The following is an 18407-nucleotide window of genomic DNA, read 5'->3' on the forward strand; positions in this document are numbered from 1 at the left end:
ATGTTTCCGGAGAGAATGCAACAAAGACTGCGCCGACACGGGCGCTACGAAAACCGCCTTCGGCGGGTTCAACTGAGGTCTCTGCGCATCAATCTCCTTCTGTTGGGCGCGAGGATACAACAGGCGTTCCTCGGCTTCAACGATCGCCCGCCGTCAGTTTCCGGCATCGACGCCGGGCAGGGCAGGTGGCTTCTCCGCCGTCTTTTGTGCCTCAGCCGACAGTTGCTGTTCGAGCCAGTCGTCGACAAGGCCGGCACGCCTGGCATAGCCATTCCACTGGCGGGCCTTGTCCAGATCACGCGGCACGCCTTCACCGCTGGCGTAAAGGCGGGCAAGGCGGCTCTGGGCGACGGGGTTGCCGGCTTCCGCTGCCACCTTGAACCAGGCCGCGGCGGTTTTCTGGTCGCGGGCGACGCCGGTGCCGTTGAACATCATGATGGCGTATTCGACCTGGGCGGCGATATGGCCCTCGCGCGCCGCCTCGCCCATCAGCCGGGCGGCCTCCGCTTCGTTCTTCACAACGCCCTGTCCCTCGCGGAAGAGCGCGGCGAGGGCGTAGGTGGCGTCGACGTTGCCCTCGTCGGCCGCGGCCCTGAACAGGGCGGCGGCGCGGGCGTAGTCGAGAATGCCCGACGATGGGTCGATGCAGAGGAGGCCCAGCCAGTAGTTGGCCTCGACGACACCCTTGCCGAGCGCTTCCTCCAGATAGGTGGCCGCCTTCTTCTTGTCGACCGGCATGCCGACGCCGAGCGCGGCGAGGTTGGCGAGTTCGACGAGCGCTTGCGGATCGCCGTTCCTGGCGGCGAGCTGGTACCAGATGATCGCTTCCTCGGGCTTTTTCGGCAGGCCGAGCCCGTTGGCATAGAGGTAGCCGATCAGGCTCTGCGCCTTGGCGTCGCCGAGCTTGGCGCGCTCGACGGCGATCTCGAAGGCGGTGAGGTAGTAGCCGCGCTGGAAGGCGCCGAAGGCATAGTCGATCTTGTCGTTGTCGGGCAGCGAGGCCAACAGGTCCGGAACGGCGGCTTCGGTCGACGGCGGCTTCGGCGGGGTCGGCGCGGTTTCGGCGGCGACAACCGGGGCGGCAAGAACCGAAAGGCCGAACGCGGCGGCTAGGCAGGCGGCGCGGATTTCAGGCGGCATCGGCATCGCAGTCTCGGCTCGGCTGGAAACGTGCGGCAGGGTTACCGGCCAAGTTGGCCGGCAATGCGGCGACTACTCGGCGTCTGGCGATTCGAGCGCGACGCGGTCGAGGATGGCGTTGGCCTCGGCGATGGCGGCGGCCGGTCCGTCGGGGTGCTCCCAAATGGCGGTTCGGACGGCGACAAAGTCGGCACCGGTGCGGGCGCAGGTCTCGACGGACGCCATGGATCGGCCGGACAGCAGCACGCAGGGCGGCTCGAACAGTTCGGCCCACCAGGCGCCGAGGTCGATGGTCTTGCGGTGTGCATCCTCGCCTTCCTCAAGGTCGAGCAGGCCGAAGAAGATGTAGTCGGCCCCGGCCTCGCCGGCCTCCATCGCCTCATGACGGGCGCGCAGGTTGCCCGCGCCGACGATGGATTTCGGCTGCAAGGCCTCGACCGCTTCCTTCAGCGCCTCTTCGCCGGCTTCAATGTGGATGCCGTCGGCGCGGGCGCGGCCCATGACGCGGCTGTTGCCGAGGACGAGCGCGGCGACGTCGTGCTTCTGGGCGATCGGCACCAGCACTTCGGCGATGGCCTGAAGTTCGTTCTCCGTGGCGGCATCGGGGGCGATCAGCAGCGAGGCGACGTCGCCGGCGGCCAGCGCCGCTTCGAGCTGGGGCGCAAGGGCGGCGACATCGACGACGCGGGGCGTGATCAGGAACAGGCGGGCGCGCAAGGAAACCTCCGGCAACAAAAAACCCCGTGCCCGGAAAGGGGCACGGGGCGCTTCATATCACAAAGGAGCTCAACAAAAACTAGTTAGTCCCGGCTGAACTCCCGAAGCCGCGGGGCCTCAGCCTTCGAGCGCCTTGACGCCCGGCAGCTCCTTGCCTTCCATCCACTCGAGGAAGGCACCGCCGGCCGTCGAGATGTAGGTGAAGGCTTCGGCGGCGCCGGCGTGGTTGAGCGCCGAGACGGTGTCGCCACCACCGGCGACCGTCAGGAGCTTGCCGGCCTTGGTGGCGGAGGCGGCATACTGGGCGGCGGCAACGGTGGCCTTGTCGAAGGGCTCGATCTCGAAGGCGCCGAGCGGGCCGTTCCAGACCAGCGTCTGGGCCTTGTCGATGGCGGCCTTGACGGCGTCGATCGACTTCGGACCGGCGTCGAGGATCATGGCGTCGGCCGGAACGGCGTTGACGGACACGACCTCGTTGGCGGCGCCGGCCTTGAACTCACGGGCGACGACGGCGTCGACCGGCAGGACGATCTCGCACTTGGTTTCCTTGGCCTTGGCCAGGATGCGCTTGGCGGTCTCGGCGAGGTCGTGCTCGCAGAGCGACTTGCCGACGTTGACGCCCTGGGCGGCCAGGAAGGTGTTGGCCATGCCGCCACCGATCACCAGGATGTCGACCTTGGCGACGAGGTTTTCGAGCAGGTCGATCTTGGTCGACACCTTGGCGCCGCCGACGACGGCGAGCACCGGACGTTTCGGCGTGCCGAGGGCGGCGCCGAGGGCGGTCAGCTCGGCCTGCATGGTGCGGCCGGCATAGGCCGGGAGCTTGTGGGCCAGGCCTTCGGTGGTGGCGTGGGCGCGGTGGGCGGCCGAGAAGGCGTCGTTGACGTAGATGTCGCCGAGCTTGGCGAGCGCGTCGACCAGCGCCGGGTCGTTCTTCTCTTCGCCCTTGTAGTAGCGGGTGTTCTCGAGCAGCAGGATCTCGCCGTTGGACAGGGCGGCGACCGCCTTCTCGGCCACGTCGCCGATGCAGTCGTCGGCGAAGGCGACCGGCTTGCCGATGGCCTTGGCCAGCGGGGCGACGATCGGCTTCAGGCTGTCCTCGGCCTTGCGCTCGCCCTTCGGGCGGCCGAAGTGGGCGAGGAGGACGACCTTGGCGCCCTTGTTGGCGAGGTCGAGAATGGTCGGGACGATACGATCGATGCGGGTGGTGTCGGTGACGACGCCATTTTCCATCGGAACGTTCAGGTCGACGCGGACGAGGGCGCGTTTGCCGGCGACGTCGGCGTCATCGATGGTCTTGAAGCTGCTCATGGCTTTGGTCCCAGGTTCGTGCGCCGCCGGGAGCCGGTGGTGTCTGTCGCTCTTGCGCGACGAGGAACCGGACCACAGGTCGGCCGCTGGATGGAGCGGTCGAGCCCGCCCCCCGAGACGGCCCCGTGGGGCCGACCGAAGAGCGGGCTCGATCGTGTTGGATCGACCTCAGAGGGTCTTGGCGATGGCGACGGCGGTGTCGGCCATGCGGTTGGAGAAGCCCCACTCGTTGTCGTACCAGGAAAGGATACGGACGAGGGTGCCGTCCATGACCTTGGTCTGGTCGAGGTGGAAGATGGACGAGTGGCTGTCGTGGTTGAAGTCGGACGACACGTTCGGCTGGTCGGTGAAGCCGAGGACGCCCTTCAGCGGACCGGAGGTCGCGGCGGCCTTGATGGCCTCGTTGATCTCGGCGACCGAGGTGGCGCGCTTGGCGTTGAAGACCAGGTCGACGACCGACACGTTCGGGGTCGGCACGCGGATGGCGACGCCATCGAGCTTGCCCTTGAGCTCCGGCAGCACCAGGCCGACGGCCTTGGCGGCGCCGGTGGAGGTCGGGATCATCGAGAGGGCGGCAGCGCGGGCGCGGTAGAGATCCTTGTGCAGCGTGTCGAGCGTCGGCTGATCGCCCGTGTAGCTGTGGATCGTCGTCATGAAGCCCTTCTCGATGCCGATGACATCGTTGAGCACCTTGGCGACCGGGCTGAGGCAGTTGGTCGTGCACGAGGCGTTCGACAGGACGATGTGGTCCTTGGTGATCTTGTCGTGGTTGACGCCGTAGACGACGGTGAGGTCGGCGCCGTCGGCCGGGGCCGAGACCAGGACGCGCTTGGCGCCGGCGGTCAGGTGCATCGAGGCCTTGTCCTTGGCCGTGAAGATGCCCGTGCATTCCATGGCGACGTCAACGCCGAGCTCGCCCCACGGCAGCGTCGACGGATCCTTGATGGCCGTGACCTTGATCTTGCCGGTGCCGACGTCGATCCAGTCGGCGCCAGTGGTCACTTCGTGCGGGAAGCGGCCGTGAACGCTGTCGAAGCGGATCAGGTGGGCGTTGGTCTCGACCGGGCCCAGGTCGTTGATGCCGACGACCTCGATGTCCTTGCGACCGGACTCGACGATCGCGCGCAGAACGTTACGACCGATACGACCAAAGCCGTTGATGGCGACCTTTACTGCCATTGTCTGTCTCCTGATGCTGAGGCGGGCATCTTTCGGCCCGATCCTCGTTTGGAACGGAGGAAGTCCGGCGGGTTCCGGACCTTCCCCCAACTTTCCTCACCCGGTGGGAAAGGCGGAAGGCCCGCCGTCCCCATCGGGCAATGCCGTCAACCCAACTTGACCGAGGCGAGCTCGGCGATACGGCTCGCGGAAATGCCGAACTTCTCGTAGAGCAGCTCGATCGGCGCCGAAGCGCCGAAACCGGTCATGCCGACGAAGATGCCGTCGGAACCGATGATCTCGTCCCAGCCCATGCGCAGGGCGGCTTCGACGCCGATCTTCACCTTGGCGCCGCCGATGACTTCGGCGCGGTAGGCGTCCGACTGGGCGCGGAAGTTCTCGAAGCTCGGCACCGAAACGACGCGGGTCGGATGGCCGGCGGCGTCGAGCAGCTTCTTGGCGTCGATGGCGATGGCGACTTCCGAACCGGTGGCGAAGATCGACACTTCCGCCCGGCCGTCGGCCGCCGCGACTTCATAGGCGCCCTTGGCGACCTTGTTGTCGGCGCTGACCTCGAAGCGGACCGCCGGCAGGTTCTGACGCGACAGCGCCAGGGTCGTCGGGCCCTTCTTGTGGTTGAGCGCAAATTCCCAAGCCTCGGCCGTCTCGTAGGCGTCGGCCGGACGGATGACCGTCATGTTCGGAATGGCGCGCAGCGAGGCCAGGTGCTCGATCGGCTGATGGGTCGGGCCGTCTTCGCCAAGACCGATGGAGTCATGGGTCATGACGTAGACGACGCGCTGGTGCATCAGGGCCGACAGGCGCATGGCCGGACGGGCGTAGTCGGAGAACACCAGGAAGGTGCCGCCGTAGGGGATGAAGCCGCCGTGCAGGGCGATGCCGTTCATGGCGGCGCCCATGCCGAACTCGCGGATGCCGTAGTGGATGTAGCTGCCCTTGTAGTCGGGCGCCTTCACCGCTTCCTGGCCCTTGGTCTTGGTCAGGTTGGAGCCGGTGAGGTCGGCCGAGCCGCCGGCCATCTCGGGGATGGAGCCGTTGACGACTTCGAGGGCCATCTCGGAGGCCTTGCGCGAGGCGACCTTCGGCAGTTCGGCGACCAGCTTGGCCTTGTAGGCGGCCATGGCCTCGTTGAAGGCGGCCGGCAGGTCGCCCTTGACGCGGCGGTCGAACTCGGCGCGCGTCTTGGCGTCGAGGGCGTTGTAGCGGGCAAGCCAGGCCTCGCGGTCCTTGGCGGCGCGCTTGCCGGCGGCACGCCAGTCGGCGAGGATCTCGGCGGGAACCTCGAAGGGCGCGTAGGGCCAGCCGAGCTTCTCGCGGGCGCCGGCGATTTCCTCGGCGCCGAGCGGGGCGCCGTGAACGGCATGGGTGCCGGCTTTCTTGGGAGCGCCGAAGCCGATGGTCGTTTTGGCGGCGATCAGAACAGGCTTGTCGGATTTCTTCGCACGCTCGAGGGCGGCGAGGATGGCGACGGGGTCATGGCCGTCGACGGCGTCGGTGTTCCAGCCAGCGGCGCGGAAGCGGGCCGGGATGTCGCCGCTCTCGGAAACCGAGATGGGTCCATCGATTGAAATGCCGTTGTCGTCCCAGATCAGAACGAGCTTGTTGAGCTTGAGGTGGCCGGCCAGCGAGATCGCCTCGTGGCTGATGCCTTCCATCAGGCAGCCGTCGCCGGCCAGCACGTAGGTGCGGTGGTCGACGAGGTCGTCGCCGAACTCAGCGTTCAGCATGCGCTCGGCGAGCGCGAAACCGACCGACATGGCAAGGCCCTGGCCGAGCGGACCGGTGGTGGTCTCGATGCCCTGGGCATAACCGTATTCCGGATGGCCGGCGCACTTGGAGCCCCACTGACGGAAGGTCTTGAGATCGTCCATGCTGACGTCCTCGACACCGATCAGGTGGAGGACGGAGTAGAGCAGCATCGAGCCGTGGCCGGCCGACAGAATGAAGCGGTCGCGGTCGGGCCAGGCGGGGGCGGCGGCGTCGAACTTCATGACGTCGCCGAAAAGAACAGTGGCGATGTCCGCGGTGCCCATGGGCATGCCGGGGTGGCCGGACTTGGCCTTTTCGACAGCATCCATCGCAAGAGCGCGGATGGCGTTGGCCATATTCTTGTACCGGGCAGAGTCAGTCATTGTTATTTCCTGACAGGATTTGGCCGGAAAACTCCTTGGGCAAGCCAAATGACGGACAAATACGTATCTTCCGGCAGATACGACGCGCCATTACGTCTTTCGGCTAAAGCGGCCGATCAATAGCAGGGCGGTATCATCTGTCAATGACGACGGGCCCTTGCCAAAGCGCTCGCAGGCCAAAAAAGGGGAAAGCTGGTATTTTCCCAGATCGCCGGCAAACGGACCGTTGTCAGGTCATTATCTTTGTGGCAACCAAGCCAGACAAGTGATGAGTTCTCCGGCCGATCTTCCGTCGACCCGGTAGAGCATCCGGAGGCGGTCATGGCCGGAGCGGCGTCTTTGGACGCGGCCTTTGAAAGGCTCGACCAGGCACTGGGGCGCCTGGAACTTGCGGTGGAACGGCGGCTTGCCGGCGAGCGCACCATTTCCGGTCTCGAGGACGAGTTGTTCCGCCTCGGGGAGGATCGGTCGCGCCTTGCCGGCGACCTCGACGACGCGCTCGCCAAGGCCGGCCGCCTCGAGGATGCCAATCGCGAAGTGTCCCGCCGCCTCGTCGCCGCCATGGAGTCGATCCGCTCCGTTCTCGATGCCCACGGAGGCTGACCCCTTGAGCCAGGTGACCGTGACGATTGCCGGCAAGACCTACCGCATGGCCTGCGACGACGGCCAGGAGGAGCATCTCTACGGGCTTGCCAGCCGCCTCGACGCCATCATCAACGAGATCCGCGGCGTGTTCGGCGAAATCGGCGACCAGCGGCTGACCGTGATGAGCGCCATCACCGTGCTCGACCAACTGTCGGAGACCGAGCGGCGCCTGAAGGGCCTCGAAGCCGAGGTGCGTTCGCTGCGCGAGAGCCGCGACGCACTTCTCGAACGGCAAGGCGAGGTGGAACGCCGCCTGGCCGAGAAGGTGCTCACGGCCGCGGCCCGGATTGAGGTCATCGCCGAGAAGATGGTCTGAAAGCCTGGCCCGAAACTCTACTGGGGCGGGCATCCCGGGCATCCGCTTGGCCCGAAAAGTCTGCAACTTTTCGGGCGGATGCCTGAACTTCGAGTTCTGCGCTTCCGGTGCTCACGAACCCCTAGGCATTGGCGGTTCACCGCCAATGCCCTGTGTCTTGCTCGACGCAACTCCGGACGCAAAACCGGTTCCCACTTTTGCTGGAGTTGCTCAAGTTCGCTCCGCTCCGGTGCTCGAACTCATCGCCATCTGCGGCACCCCAGCGAGTTTCGAGCCAGGCTCTGCCCTCCCGACCGCCGCGTCGCCTTGCCTGCCGACCAAACGTCGGATGGACATGAGCTTTCGTCTACTGGTGGCAGAGACGAAATAGGGGCACCTTCTTCATTGGAATGGCTCGGTATTTCCTTCGGAGGTCCATGCAAGCGGCGCAGAGCTGATGCGGCGAAAGCACCGTTGCCTCGCTACGGATAATTCCATATATGGGGCTCGACAGGATTACTCGGAGGACTTTCATGGCCAGTCAGGAGCCGGCAAACGAACATCGCGGTGCGAGCGCCTGGACGGTACTCGGGGCCATGGTCGTTGTCCTCGCAGCTGGCATCGGAGCGGTGGCGCTGTTCGGCTATCCCGCCCTGATCGTCCTCGCCCTGGCCGGAACGGCGGCGATGCTTGCAACGCTCGTCGTCATGACGGCCGGTCGGTAAACGGCTACTGCGATCCGCGCAGCGACTGGGGCGGTGGGCTTTCCTGCCGCCCCTTCTTTTTGCCCGAACTAATCTTGAGGCTTTTTGTCGCAGTTGGGCTCTTTGCCGGACCGACGGTCTCGCCTATATAGATGCAGTGGCGTAGCTGCGCTTCTCGTTAGGAATCAATATCCCCGGGGCCTTAATGATCCTGAAGGGAGCTGTCCCCGCCCGAACCCGTGGGTTTGGGCACACGGCGCCCACCTACGTTGTAGGTTTCCCGGGATCACACTTCCGACGGTCGTTCGCGGGCGCCACACCCTCTCAGGCTTTCGGCCTTTCCGCATTTCCGGAGGCGTGCCATTTCCATCGAAGCTTCCTCCGTCCCTTCCCGTGCGCTCGTTGCCACCGAGAAGGCGCGCGTCCGCGCCTCGGCGCTGACCCGCCGCGACGGGCTCGACGCCATGGCGAGGGCGAACGGCTCGGCCGCCATCGTCGCATCGGTTCTGGCTCTCGATCTCGAACCGGGGTGCGCGGTTTCCGCCTTTCTGCCGATCCTGAGCGAGGTCGATCTCACCAAGGCCATCGCCGGGCTGGACGGGCGCGGCCATCCGGTGGGCTTGCCGGTGATGGTGGAAAGCGGCCTCGTCTTCCGGCGCGTTCGCCCCGGCGACAGGCTGGTGCCGCTCGGCTTCGGCACGCGCGGACCCGGTCCCGATGCCCCGGAAATCCAGCCGGACGTTCTGCTGATGCCGCTCACCGCCTTCGACCGCAACGGCGGCCGGGTCGGCTACGGACGGGGCTACTATGACCGCGCCGTCGCGCGTTTGCGCGCTGCTGGCCGTTTTCCCCGCTTGATCGGCATCGCCTTCTCGGTGCAGGAAGTGGCGGTGGTGCCCATGGAACCCCATGATGCGCCGCTCGACATGATCGTCACCGAGCGGGACGTGTTCCGTTTCGCTCCTTGAGCCTGACAGCACATGGGGGAGACCGCCGGACGATGCGATTGCTGTTCGTGGGAGATGTGGTGGGCCGCGCGGGCCGCAATGCCATTTCCGACATCCTGCCCGGCCTGATCGCCGACTACGGTCTCGATCTGGTGGTGGTCAACGGCGAGAACGCCGCCGGCGGCTTCGGCATCACCGAGGAGATCTGCCAGGACTTCCTCGACGCCGGTGCCGACGTGGTGACCACCGGCAATCACGCCTGGGACCAACGCGAGGCGCTCGTCTTCATCGAGCGGCAACCGCAGCTTCTCCGTCCGGCCAACTATCCGCCCGGAACGCCCGGACGTGGCGCCACCGTGGCCATCGCCCGCAACGGCGCGCGGGTGCTGGTGGTGAACGTCATGGGCCGCGTCTACATGGACGCGCTCGACGACCCCTTCGCCGCCGCAGACCGCGAGCTCAATGCCTGTCCGCTCGGCGGCATGGTCGATGCCGTGGTGGTGGACATGCACGCCGAGGCGACCAGCGAAAAGCAGGCGATGGGCCACTATCTCGACGGCCGGGCGTCGCTCGTCGTCGGCACCCACACCCATGTGCCGACCGCCGACTACCAGATCCTCGATGGCGGCACCGCCTATCTCTCCGACGCCGGCATGACCGGCGATTACGACAGCGTGCTCGGCATGGAGAAGGATGAGCCGGTCAACCGTTTCCTGCGCAAGATTCCGACGGCGCGCTTCCAGCCGGCGCTGGGCGAGCCGACGCTGTGCGGCGTCGCCGTCGAGGTGAGCGATTCCACCGGGCTCGCCGAGGCGATCGCTCCGGTCCGGATCGGCGGTCGTCTCGCGGAGGCGCTGCCGACGTTTTGGTAGGACCCCCGGCTGGATTTAAGGCCAACAAACGCCTATAAGGCGGCCCATTCGTGGATTTGTGCCGTGATCGATGGTCGCGGAGGCGTGTGCATGCGCCCCGCGCCCTTTCGCGGCTCCCTCAGGAGGCACTATGGCCGGTCATTCACAGTTCAAGAACATCATGCACCGCAAGGGCGCGCAGGACGCCAAGCGGTCGAAGATCTTCGCCAAGCTCGCCCGCGAAGTCACGGTGGCGGCCAAGATCGGCGGCATGGATCCGGCGATGAACGCCCGTCTGCGTCTCGCCATCCTCAACGCCCGCGCCGAGAACATGCCCAAGGACAACATCGACCGGGCGATCAAGAAGGCGGCCGGCGCCGACACGGAGAACTTCGACGAGGTGCGCTACGAGGGCTACGGCCCGGGCGGCACCGCCGTCATCGTCGAGGCGCTCACCGACAATCGCAACCGCACCGCCTCGGTGGTCCGCTCGATCTTCACCAAGGCCGGTGGCGCTCTCGGCGAGACCGGCTCGGTCGGCTTCATGTTCGATCGCCTCGGCGAGATCAGCTATCCGCTCAGCGCCGGCTCCAATGACGCCGTGCTGGAAGCCGCCATCGAGGCCGGCGCCGACGACGTCGAATCCGACGAGGAAGGCCACTTCATCTACTGCGCCTTCGAGTCGATGGGCGAAGTGACCAAGGCGCTGGAAGCCTCGCTGGGCGCCGCCGCCTCGATCAAGTCGGTCTGGAAGCCGAAGACCACGTCGAACCTCGACGAGGAGAAGGCCCAGAGCCTGATGAAGATGGTGGATCTCCTGGAAGACGACGACGACGTGCAGAACGTCTACACCAACATGGAAGTCTCGGACGAAGTGGCGGCCAAGCTCGCGAGCTGAGGCTGGCTTCGACGATCGGACAGTTCATGCCCGCCGTTGCCTGAGGGGTGACGGCGGGCTTCTCGTATGTGCCTGCCGGTTCGTACACGGTTTGGGCCTACCCGCCGCTGGAAGGCTCGACTTGCCCGGAAAATGGGTCGGCAGTTCCCATCGTACCCTCCCCCCTTGTGGGGGAGGGACCAGGGAGAGGGGCGCAGCGCGCTCTCGGCATGCCTGTCCGCTCCATGCTATCGTCTCCCTTCGGAGGTGCGAGATGGGTGAAGACGGTCACTCCGGCGGATGCCAGTGCGGACGGGTGCGCTTTCATGTCGACGGACCGCTCGGGCGAGCGAGCATCTGCCATTGCCGCATGTGCCAGAAGGCGTTCGGCTCGTTCTTCGGGCCGCTGGTGTCGGCTCCCAACGATCGCTTTTCCTGGACGCGCGGCGAACCGGCGTGGTTCCAGAGTTCCAACAAGGTTCGGCGCGGCTTCTGCAATCATTGCGGCACGCCGCTCGCCTACGATTGGGGCGGACCGGCGCTGGAACTCGCCATCGGCGCCCTGGACGATCCCGAAAGCGTGCCGCCGACCATACAAGTCGGTCTCGAACACCGGATGAGCTGGTTCTCCCGCCTCGCAGACCTGCCGACCCGGCCGCCGGAGGAGCAGGCTAAGGTCGACCGCTTCCAGGCCGACATCGTTTCCTTCCAGCATCCCGACCACGACACCTGAGGGAACGACGCCTGCTTGTTTGGTGACCTCCCATGCCCATTGTTTGTCCTTGAGATGGGGGAAGGCGGCTGTTAGCCCCGCGACGGTTGCCCGCTGTGGCATCCACCCCGTCGTCCGCTGTCAAGGAGCTGCCATGAACCCGTCTCTTCCGTTGTTTGCCGCCGCCGGTGCGCTGATGGCCGCCTCTCCGGCGATGGCGACCGACGCGCCGATTGCGCCCAAGGTGCTGGTGATCAGCATGTTCAAGCACGAGGCGACGCATTGGCTCGAGCGTGAAAAGCTCGATACCAAGACGCCGATTGCCGGTCTGTCCGAAGCCTTTCCCGACCTGTCGTGCAACGCGGCCGGTCTCTGCCTGGTCACGACGGCGATGGGCTACGCCAACGCGGCCAGCTCGATTTCCGCGCTGGTCCACTCCGACAAGCTGGACCTCAGCCACACCTATTTCCTGATCGCCGGCATCGCCGGGGTCGATCCGGCCGACGGCACCACGGGGTCGGCTCTCTGGGCGCGCTATGCGATCGACGGCGGCCTGCAGTGGGAGGTCGACGCCCGTTCGCTGCCGGAGGGCTGGAACACCGGCCTGTTCGGCATGTACTCCAAGGCGCCGGGCGAGAAGCCGAAGTCGCTCTACGGCACCGAGATCTACCATCTCGACGACGCGTTGGTCGACAAGGCCTATGCGCTGAGCAAGGACGTCGCTCTCGCCGACAGCGATGATGCGCGCGCCTACCGGGCGCTCTATCCGGCCGCGCCGGCCAACGCCGCGCCGACGGTGTCGATCTGCGACACCGTTTCCGGCGATACGTGGTGGCACGGCAAGGCGATGAGCGATGCCATCGACGCCTGGGCGAAGCTGTTGACCGACGGCGCCGCCAACTACTGCACCACCCAGCAAGAGGATAACGCCACGCTGACGGCGCTGAAGCGCGGCGCCGACATGGGACGGCTCGATTTCAAGCGGATCGCGGTGCTGCGCACGGCCTCGAACTTCGATCAGGAGCATCCCGGGCAACTGCCCAGCGACTCGCTCAACGCCAACTCCGGCGGGTTCATGCCTTCGCTGGAGAATGCCTATCGCGTCGGATCGGCGCTCACCGGCGCCATCATTGCCGACTGGGATGTGTGGAAGGACGGCGTTCCCAAGGACTGAGACCCAACGTCGTCGCAAGCGGCGGTTGGTGTTCGAGAACTTCTCGGGTCTCTCAGGGACCCGGGAAGCTCTCAACTCCCTCAACGAGCGGCGATCCGGCGTCCTGGCAGGTTGACATGCCGGGACCGCGCCTGCCGGTGTTGAGGGCAAGGCATTGGTTCCGATGTCATTTCTGGACTTCACGGAAATGTTCACAGCTCGGCCCTAGGCCCGAGCGGCGGTGTGCACTAGAAAAGCGTGCATATACCCCTAATTCCGGTTGGTCCTTCCGTCCAGCCCGCCAGGAACCGTTCCATGCCCACACTCTTCGATCCTGTGCGCCTTGGCGCTCTCGAGCTCCGCAATCGTATCGTCATGGCGCCGCTGACGCGGGCGCGGGCCACCGCCGACCGCATCCCCACCGACGTGATGCGCGAATATTACGAGCAGCGGGCGTCGGCCGGCCTCATCCTCACCGAGGCGACCATCGTCACGCCCAAGGGCGCCGGTTATGCGGCGACGCCCGGCATCTACTCCGACGCTCAGGTCGAGGCCTGGAAGCCGATCACCGACGCGGTGCATCGCAAGGGCGGCAAGATCGTCATGCAGCTCTGGCACGTCGGCCGCATTTCCGATCCGTCGCTGCTGGATGGCGATTTGCCGGTGGCGCCCAGCGCTCTCCAGCCGGCCGGCCACGTCAGCCTGCTCCGGCCGATGCGCCCCTATCCGACGCCGCGCGCCCTCGACATCGACGAGCTGCCCGGCATCGTCGAAGCCTATCGCAAGGGAGCGGAGAACGCTCGCGAGGCGGGCTTTGACGGCGTCGAGATCCATGGCGCCAACGGCTACCTGCTCGACCAGTTCCTGCAGGACGGGACGAACAAGCGCACCGACGCCTATGGCGGCCCGGTCGAGAATCGCGCCCGGCTGATGCTGGAGGCGGTGGATGCGGCGATCAGCGTCTGGGGCGCCAGCCGCGTCGGCCTGCATCTCGCCCCGCGCAGCGACAGCCACGACATGAGCGACAGCGATCCGAAGGCCACCTTCGGCTACGTCGCCCGCGAGGCGGGCAAGCGTGGCATCGCCTTCATCTTCACCCGTGAGCATCTCGGCGACGATCGCCTGACGCCCCACATCAAGGAGCAGTTCGGCGGCGCGCTGATCGCCAACGAGGGCTTCACCTTCGATCAGGCGACGACGGAAGTCGCCGCCGGCCGGGCCGACGCGGTCGCCTGGGGCAAGGAGTTCATCGCCAACCCCGATCTCGTCGAGCGCTTCCGGGCCGGTTCGACGCGCAACCCGCTGGTACCCGAGACGATCTACGCCGAGGGCGCCCTCGGCTATACCGACTACCCGGCGCTCGAAACCGTTTCGGTCTGAGAGACACGCAAGTCGAGTGTAACAAAAACGCCCCGTGGCAGGATCGTCGCGGGGCGTTTGTCATGTTGGATGAGACCGTTCAGGCTCCCTCCGCCTCAAGGCGGTATTCGAGGATGTCGCCGGGCTGGCACTCCAGTGCCTCGCAGATCTTGGCCAGCGTCTCGAAGCGGACGCCGCGCACCTTGCCGGACTTCAGGAGCGACAGGTTGGCCTCGGTGATGCCGATGGCGGCGGCGAGTTCCTTGGAGCGCATCTTGCGCTGCGCCAGAACGACGTCGAGATTGACGACAATGGGCATCGCTCAGACGAAACTCCGGTTTTCCTCGGCCAGGCCGAGCGCTTCCTGCATCACTAGCGAGAAGACCAGGAACAGGAAGCCGAACATCAGCGCGGCCAGCGCCTGCGAATCAACGCCGATCGTGAGCATGTGGTGCCCCGGCGGGTTGGCCGACGTCATGAGCAGCGTCACAAGCGTCTTGCACATGACCGTGGCGGCGCAGCTTGAAAACGCCAGCCAGCCGACGCGGCCGAGCCGGCGCGGCACCACCGGATCGAACACCGAACCGTCCGCGAACAGCCGGAAGAGCCGTCCGAGTTCGACGAGCATGGCGACCAGCAATGCGACGGGCACCATGGCAACGGCGCCGGCGGTGCCCACCATCATCGGGGAGGGCGTCACCATGACGCCGTCGGCCGACTCGACAAGCCATTCGGCAAGCGCTCCCTCGATGAGCCAGAGGTAGGCGGTGGCGAGCGCGATGAGCGCCGTCGACACGAAACTGGCCCATGAGGCGAAGCCGGCGAGCCGCGTCAGGCGGCGACGGCGCGACGTGCCGGCCGAAACCTGCGCCATGTCAGAGAGTGTAAGCGAGTTCATGATGTCCACACCTTGTCTGCGTTGACAAAATTATCGTAATTCAATAATTCAACATCGTCAAACAGAAATATCTGTCGTCACGCGTGACCCGTCAAACGGTTCGTCGGCTGTCGGGCGGCGTCGCTGATGGCGCGTCCGTCGTCGAGCCCCACGAGGTCGAGGAAAATGGCCTGGCCGTCGCGAGGTGGCCGCTTCAGCGCGTTGCCGCCGTCTCCGACAGTCAGGCGGCCGGCCTTCGCCAGGGCAGCGATCCGGCCGCGTGCGCAGCCGAGTTCGACCGCCAGCAGGCGGTCGACACGCAGGCCGACCGGGTAGGGTATGGCGAGTGCGATTTCGACGTTCGTCGAAGCGCCGGTGCCGCCGAGCACCGCCTTGTCGACCGCCACGCTTTCGGACTGAATGATGGTTGGCGTCTTGCGGCGGAGCGCGGCGAGATCGAAGGCGAGGCGACGAACAAGGGCCGGGTCGCCGGATCTCAGGGCAGCGAGCTCGGCCGGAGGAATGTCGGCGGCGAGCCGCCGCTCCAGGAACGGCCGGTTCCAGGTGCGGTCGCAATCGTCACACTTGTAGATCAGCCAGGCATCGAGCCGCTTGCCGTTGGCATTGAGGCGGATCTTGCCGCTCGGGTGGTAGGGGCGGTCGCCACCGCAGGTCGGACAGGCGAGAACGGGACGGGGACAGTCGCGCGGAACGATGGTCCAGCGGACGTGGAGACAGTCGGACATGCCAGGGTCTTCCTTGAAGGAAGTCCAGCGGCATGGCGGACGAGGCCCGGCGGAGCGGGCGCGGCATGGCGGGTGCGCGGATCAGTTCGTGTGCGGCGGGATGCCGACGGCGACAAGGCCAGGCCGGTCTCGATCCGCCACCCGATGGACGTCAAAAGTCATCCGGAAACCGGGGTTTCCGAAAATGCGGGTACTGCGGGATGAGACCGGCATTACGACGGCAAGGCGACGCCTCGTGTGTCCATTCAAGGGAAGCCGCTCATAGCATGGCCGACGGCGGGTGCAACCGTGCAATGGTCGATCCGTCATCTTGGGTTGTCGTCTGTGGCGGCGGCGCAATGGTCGGTCACGCCGGCTTCAACCGCCGGGAGGAGGCCCACATCAGGCCGAGGAAGAAGGTGGTGAGCTGACAGGCGTCCGCTGCTGCTCCCTATTTGGCCTGAAGCAGCGGCAGAAAAATCGTATCCACCCAGGCTTGCCGCAAGGCTTCCGGAGGCGCGGCGAAGTTCATGACGACGTGATAGCGGAAGAGATCGCTGAGCAGCGATGAAACAGGGGGAACCAGTCGCTCTGCATCGATCTGGCCCCGCTCGACGGCTCGTTGCAGGATGATGGCAAGATACCGCGTCTCCCCCTGTGCGAGCGCCGCCTGCAAGTCCTTGGGAGCAGATGAGCTTTCCGAGAAATACTCGTTCGAGATCAAGGTGAAGGCAGCGGCGATGCCGAAGGCGCGCGCCGATGCCCGTTCGAGAAACTCCAGCAGCTCCGTACGCAGATCGCCTCGGTCGGCGACCTCCATGGGGTGTTTGGTCAGTTGCTGTCGGATGGCGGCAACGGCCAGCTCCGACTTGGTCTCCCAACGTCGGGCGAGCACGGGACGGCTTGTGCCGGACCTTTCTGCGACCCGCTCCATCGTCAGCCCCGCATAGCCCCGCTCTACCAGTTCGGCCCAAGCCGCCTCGAGGATGGCGCGTTCGAGACTTTCTCCCCGACGCCGTTCCGCCATTTGATCGTTTGCCCCAAAAAATAAGATGCACTCATGAATCTTGACGGCGCGACGTGAGGCCGCTACTAGATCCATGAGTGCATCTTAAATCGTTGTTGTTGCCCTGGCAACCATCCTGCGTGCTGCTTCCGCTTGCCACGGCGAACGTCGGATTTGCGACGAAAGCCGGCTGCCGAAACTCGAATCTTGGAGACCTCCCCATGACGTGGAATCCGGCTCAGGAATGGGCGGGCTATGTTCCGCCTACCCCGTTCGAGGAGTACTCGCGGCGCTATGCGGAGTTCTTCGGGATGAGCCGCCGGGATGGCATCATCGAAGCCCGCATGCATACCGACGACGGTCCCTACCGGCACAGCCCGGCGGCGCACAATGCATGGGCCCGGGTGTGGCAGGACATCGGCAACGATCCCGAGAATCAGGTGCTCATCGTTACCGGCACAGGCGACAAGTGGATGACCGGTGACGCCAAGGGGCTCAATCCGAAGCCGGCTTCCGATCTCGACCCCGATCACATCTTCCAGCGGATGATGGATGGCTGGAAGCATATCGAGAGCTTCGTCTACAACATTGACATTCCTACCATTTCGGCCGTCAACGGTCCCGGCGTCCACACCGAGTTCGCCTTGCTCTGCGACGTCACCCTGGCAGTCCCCGATGCCGATTTCATGGACCCGCATTTCTGGTTGGGCAGTCCGCCGGGAGACGGTCATGGCATGGCGTTGCAAACACTTATGGGACAGAAGCGGGCGGCGGCGGCCATTTACGGCGCGAAGCCCATCCCGGCGAGCGAAGCGCTGGAACTTGGCGCGATCTCCGACGTGGTGGCGCGCGGCGACCTCCTTGAGAAGGCCTGGGATATCGCCCGGTTCATCATGAAGCGGCCGCGCTACGCGCGCTGGGCCACGCATAACATCGTGTCGCGGCCCTGGAAGAAGGCGATCGCCGAAGATTTCGGCTTCCACATGGCGCACCAGATGCTGGCCAACGTGGCAAGCAAGTCGCTCGTTCCGGACCCGGAGCTGCTGGCCGATCCGGGTAGGCCGTTCTGAGCCAATTCGGAAATCGACAAGAAATCCGCCTGTTCCAGCCGCTCGAACGAACCGGTCGGCGTCGCCATCGGATGAACGCCATGACGAACGGAAACTCGGAGCGCGGTGTCGGCTCGGGCGCCCCCCCGGCACGCGAGAAATCTCTTCTGAGCCGAAGGACCTTCTGTGCCGCTACGCTGTCGATGGCTGCGTTGCCCGGTATCGCGTCTTCCTTCGAACGGGAAAGTCCGCTGATCGATCGGCCTTCGCCCCCCATTTTATGGGAGTACGCCTATGTTTACGCGTATCGGTAGAATAGTGCGTGCTCCCGTCCTCCCGCAGCTGATCCGGCCCGCTCGTTTCGGCCTCGTCCTGTTGTCGCTCATGACGGACGGCGTCGCTTCCGAAGGCGGGTTGGCTGGCGCCCCGTCGGCGGCCGTCAAGGAACAATGCGGCGCCGAAATTCGGTCGCTTTGTCTGCGTCCATGGCGGCTGATGCCGAGCTCCATCGCCAGTTGTGTCGCCGAGCATCGCGAGAACCTCTCGCCGGTATGCCAAAGCTTCTGGGATACCGCGCATGCCTGCCAACTCGAAATGCAGACGATCTGCGGCGGGCTTTTCCCACTCACGATCAGACGCTGCTTGTCCACCTCGCAGGCACAGTTCTCCCCGCTTTGCCAGCAGGTTCTGGATCTTCATTAGGGCATTGCGCGGAGACGGACCCGACA

General features: G+C 65.7%; 20 protein-coding genes and 1 other RNA gene. 12 read left to right on the plus strand and 9 right to left on the minus strand.

The annotated features are described in order from the left end of the window. Positions 1-153: 153 nt before the first annotated feature. The 5 genes from M4J39_RS17430 to tkt all read right to left on the minus strand — a co-directional run bounded on the left by M4J39_RS17430 (position 154) and on the right by tkt (position 6527). Positions 154-1146 (minus strand): tetratricopeptide repeat protein, encoded by a 993-nt coding sequence (locus M4J39_RS17430; RefSeq protein ID WP_251729686.1) that lies wholly within the window; start codon positions 1144-1146, stop codon positions 154-156. Between the two features lie 66 nt (positions 1147-1212). Beyond that, positions 1213-1857, minus strand: a complete 645-nt coding sequence (locus M4J39_RS17435) for a thiamine phosphate synthase (protein WP_251729687.1) — start codon at positions 1855-1857, stop codon at positions 1213-1215. A 117-nt stretch (positions 1858-1974) separates the two neighbouring features. Beyond that, positions 1975-3168 (minus strand): phosphoglycerate kinase, encoded by a 1194-nt coding sequence (gene pgk / locus M4J39_RS17440; protein WP_251729688.1) that lies wholly within the window; start codon positions 3166-3168, stop codon positions 1975-1977. A 168-nt stretch (positions 3169-3336) separates the two neighbouring features. Then, entirely contained in the window at positions 3337-4347 is a 1011-nt protein-coding gene (gene gap, locus M4J39_RS17445) for a type I glyceraldehyde-3-phosphate dehydrogenase (protein WP_251729689.1), read from the minus strand. A 146-nt stretch (positions 4348-4493) separates the two neighbouring features. Beyond that, positions 4494-6527 (minus strand): transketolase, encoded by a 2034-nt coding sequence (gene tkt, locus M4J39_RS17450; RefSeq protein WP_256469792.1) that lies wholly within the window; start codon positions 6525-6527, stop codon positions 4494-4496. A gap of 273 nt (positions 6528-6800) precedes the next feature. On the opposite strand from tkt, the gene M4J39_RS17455 reads away from it, so the two are divergent. The 10 genes from M4J39_RS17455 to M4J39_RS17500 all read left to right on the plus strand — a co-directional run bounded on the left by M4J39_RS17455 (position 6801) and on the right by M4J39_RS17500 (position 14043). Next, a complete protein-coding gene (locus tag M4J39_RS17455) occupies positions 6801-7082 on the plus strand; it encodes a DUF4164 domain-containing protein (RefSeq protein WP_251729691.1) in 282 nt (93 codons plus the stop codon). Between the two features lie 4 nt (positions 7083-7086). Beyond that, on the plus strand, positions 7087-7440 hold the full coding sequence (locus tag M4J39_RS17460) for a cell division protein ZapA (protein ID WP_251729692.1): 354 nt from the start codon (positions 7087-7089) through the stop codon (positions 7438-7440). Between the two features lie 512 nt (positions 7441-7952). Further along, positions 7953-8144 (plus strand): hypothetical protein, encoded by a 192-nt coding sequence (locus M4J39_RS17465; protein ID WP_251729693.1) that lies wholly within the window; start codon positions 7953-7955, stop codon positions 8142-8144. 139 nt (positions 8145-8283) lie between these two features. Further along, positions 8284-8439, plus strand: a non-coding RNA gene (ssrS, locus tag M4J39_RS17470) — 6S RNA. A gap of 52 nt (positions 8440-8491) precedes the next feature. Then, positions 8492-9091, plus strand: a complete 600-nt coding sequence (locus M4J39_RS17475) for a 5-formyltetrahydrofolate cyclo-ligase (RefSeq protein ID WP_371875479.1) — start codon at positions 8492-8494, stop codon at positions 9089-9091. Between the two features lie 32 nt (positions 9092-9123). Next, positions 9124-9942 carry a TIGR00282 family metallophosphoesterase gene (locus M4J39_RS17480; protein WP_251729695.1) on the plus strand — a complete coding sequence of 273 codons (819 nt, stop codon included), beginning with the start codon at positions 9124-9126 and terminating at the stop codon, positions 9940-9942. 130 nt (positions 9943-10072) lie between these two features. Continuing rightward, complete coding sequence (locus tag M4J39_RS17485; RefSeq protein WP_251729696.1) at positions 10073-10819, plus strand: YebC/PmpR family DNA-binding transcriptional regulator; 747 nt, start codon at positions 10073-10075, stop codon at positions 10817-10819. Positions 10820-11072: 253 nt separating this feature from the next. Further along, entirely contained in the window at positions 11073-11531 is a 459-nt protein-coding gene (locus tag M4J39_RS17490; protein ID WP_251729697.1) for a GFA family protein, read from the plus strand. A 133-nt stretch (positions 11532-11664) separates the two neighbouring features. After that, entirely contained in the window at positions 11665-12684 is a 1020-nt protein-coding gene (locus tag M4J39_RS17495) for a purine nucleoside permease (RefSeq protein WP_251729698.1), read from the plus strand. Positions 12685-12978: 294 nt separating this feature from the next. After that, positions 12979-14043, plus strand: a complete 1065-nt coding sequence (locus tag M4J39_RS17500; protein ID WP_251729699.1) for an alkene reductase — start codon at positions 12979-12981, stop codon at positions 14041-14043. A gap of 79 nt (positions 14044-14122) precedes the next feature. Here M4J39_RS17500 and M4J39_RS17505 read toward each other — a convergent pair whose 3' ends face one another. The 4 genes from M4J39_RS17505 to M4J39_RS17520 form a co-directional block, all read right to left on the minus strand. Further along, on the minus strand, positions 14123-14341 hold the full coding sequence (locus M4J39_RS17505; protein ID WP_251729700.1) for a helix-turn-helix transcriptional regulator: 219 nt from the start codon (positions 14339-14341) through the stop codon (positions 14123-14125). A gap of 3 nt (positions 14342-14344) precedes the next feature. Beyond that, a complete protein-coding gene (locus M4J39_RS17510; RefSeq protein WP_251729701.1) occupies positions 14345-14920 on the minus strand; it encodes a DUF2975 domain-containing protein in 576 nt (191 codons plus the stop codon). A 77-nt stretch (positions 14921-14997) separates the two neighbouring features. Beyond that, the gene (locus M4J39_RS17515) at positions 14998-15645 is read right to left on the minus strand and encodes a DUF1062 domain-containing protein (protein ID WP_251729702.1); all 648 of its coding nucleotides are present in this window, start codon (positions 15643-15645) and stop codon (positions 14998-15000) included. 430 nt (positions 15646-16075) lie between these two features. Further along, on the minus strand, positions 16076-16726 hold the full coding sequence (locus tag M4J39_RS17520; RefSeq protein ID WP_251729703.1) for a TetR/AcrR family transcriptional regulator: 651 nt from the start codon (positions 16724-16726) through the stop codon (positions 16076-16078). Between the two features lie 125 nt (positions 16727-16851). Between M4J39_RS17520 and M4J39_RS17525 the strand changes: the two genes are divergently transcribed. Both M4J39_RS17525 and M4J39_RS17530 read left to right on the plus strand, forming a co-directional pair. Further along, positions 16852-17700 carry an enoyl-CoA hydratase/isomerase family protein gene (locus M4J39_RS17525; protein ID WP_251729704.1) on the plus strand — a complete coding sequence of 283 codons (849 nt, stop codon included), beginning with the start codon at positions 16852-16854 and terminating at the stop codon, positions 17698-17700. 363 nt (positions 17701-18063) lie between these two features. After that, positions 18064-18381 carry a hypothetical protein gene (locus M4J39_RS17530; RefSeq protein WP_251729705.1) on the plus strand — a complete coding sequence of 106 codons (318 nt, stop codon included), beginning with the start codon at positions 18064-18066 and terminating at the stop codon, positions 18379-18381. The last annotated feature ends 26 nt before the right edge of the window (positions 18382-18407 follow it).

It is taken from the genome of Pleomorphomonas sp. NRK KF1, from assembly GCF_023721755.1.
Lineage (GTDB): Bacteria > Pseudomonadota > Alphaproteobacteria > Rhizobiales > Pleomorphomonadaceae > Pleomorphomonas.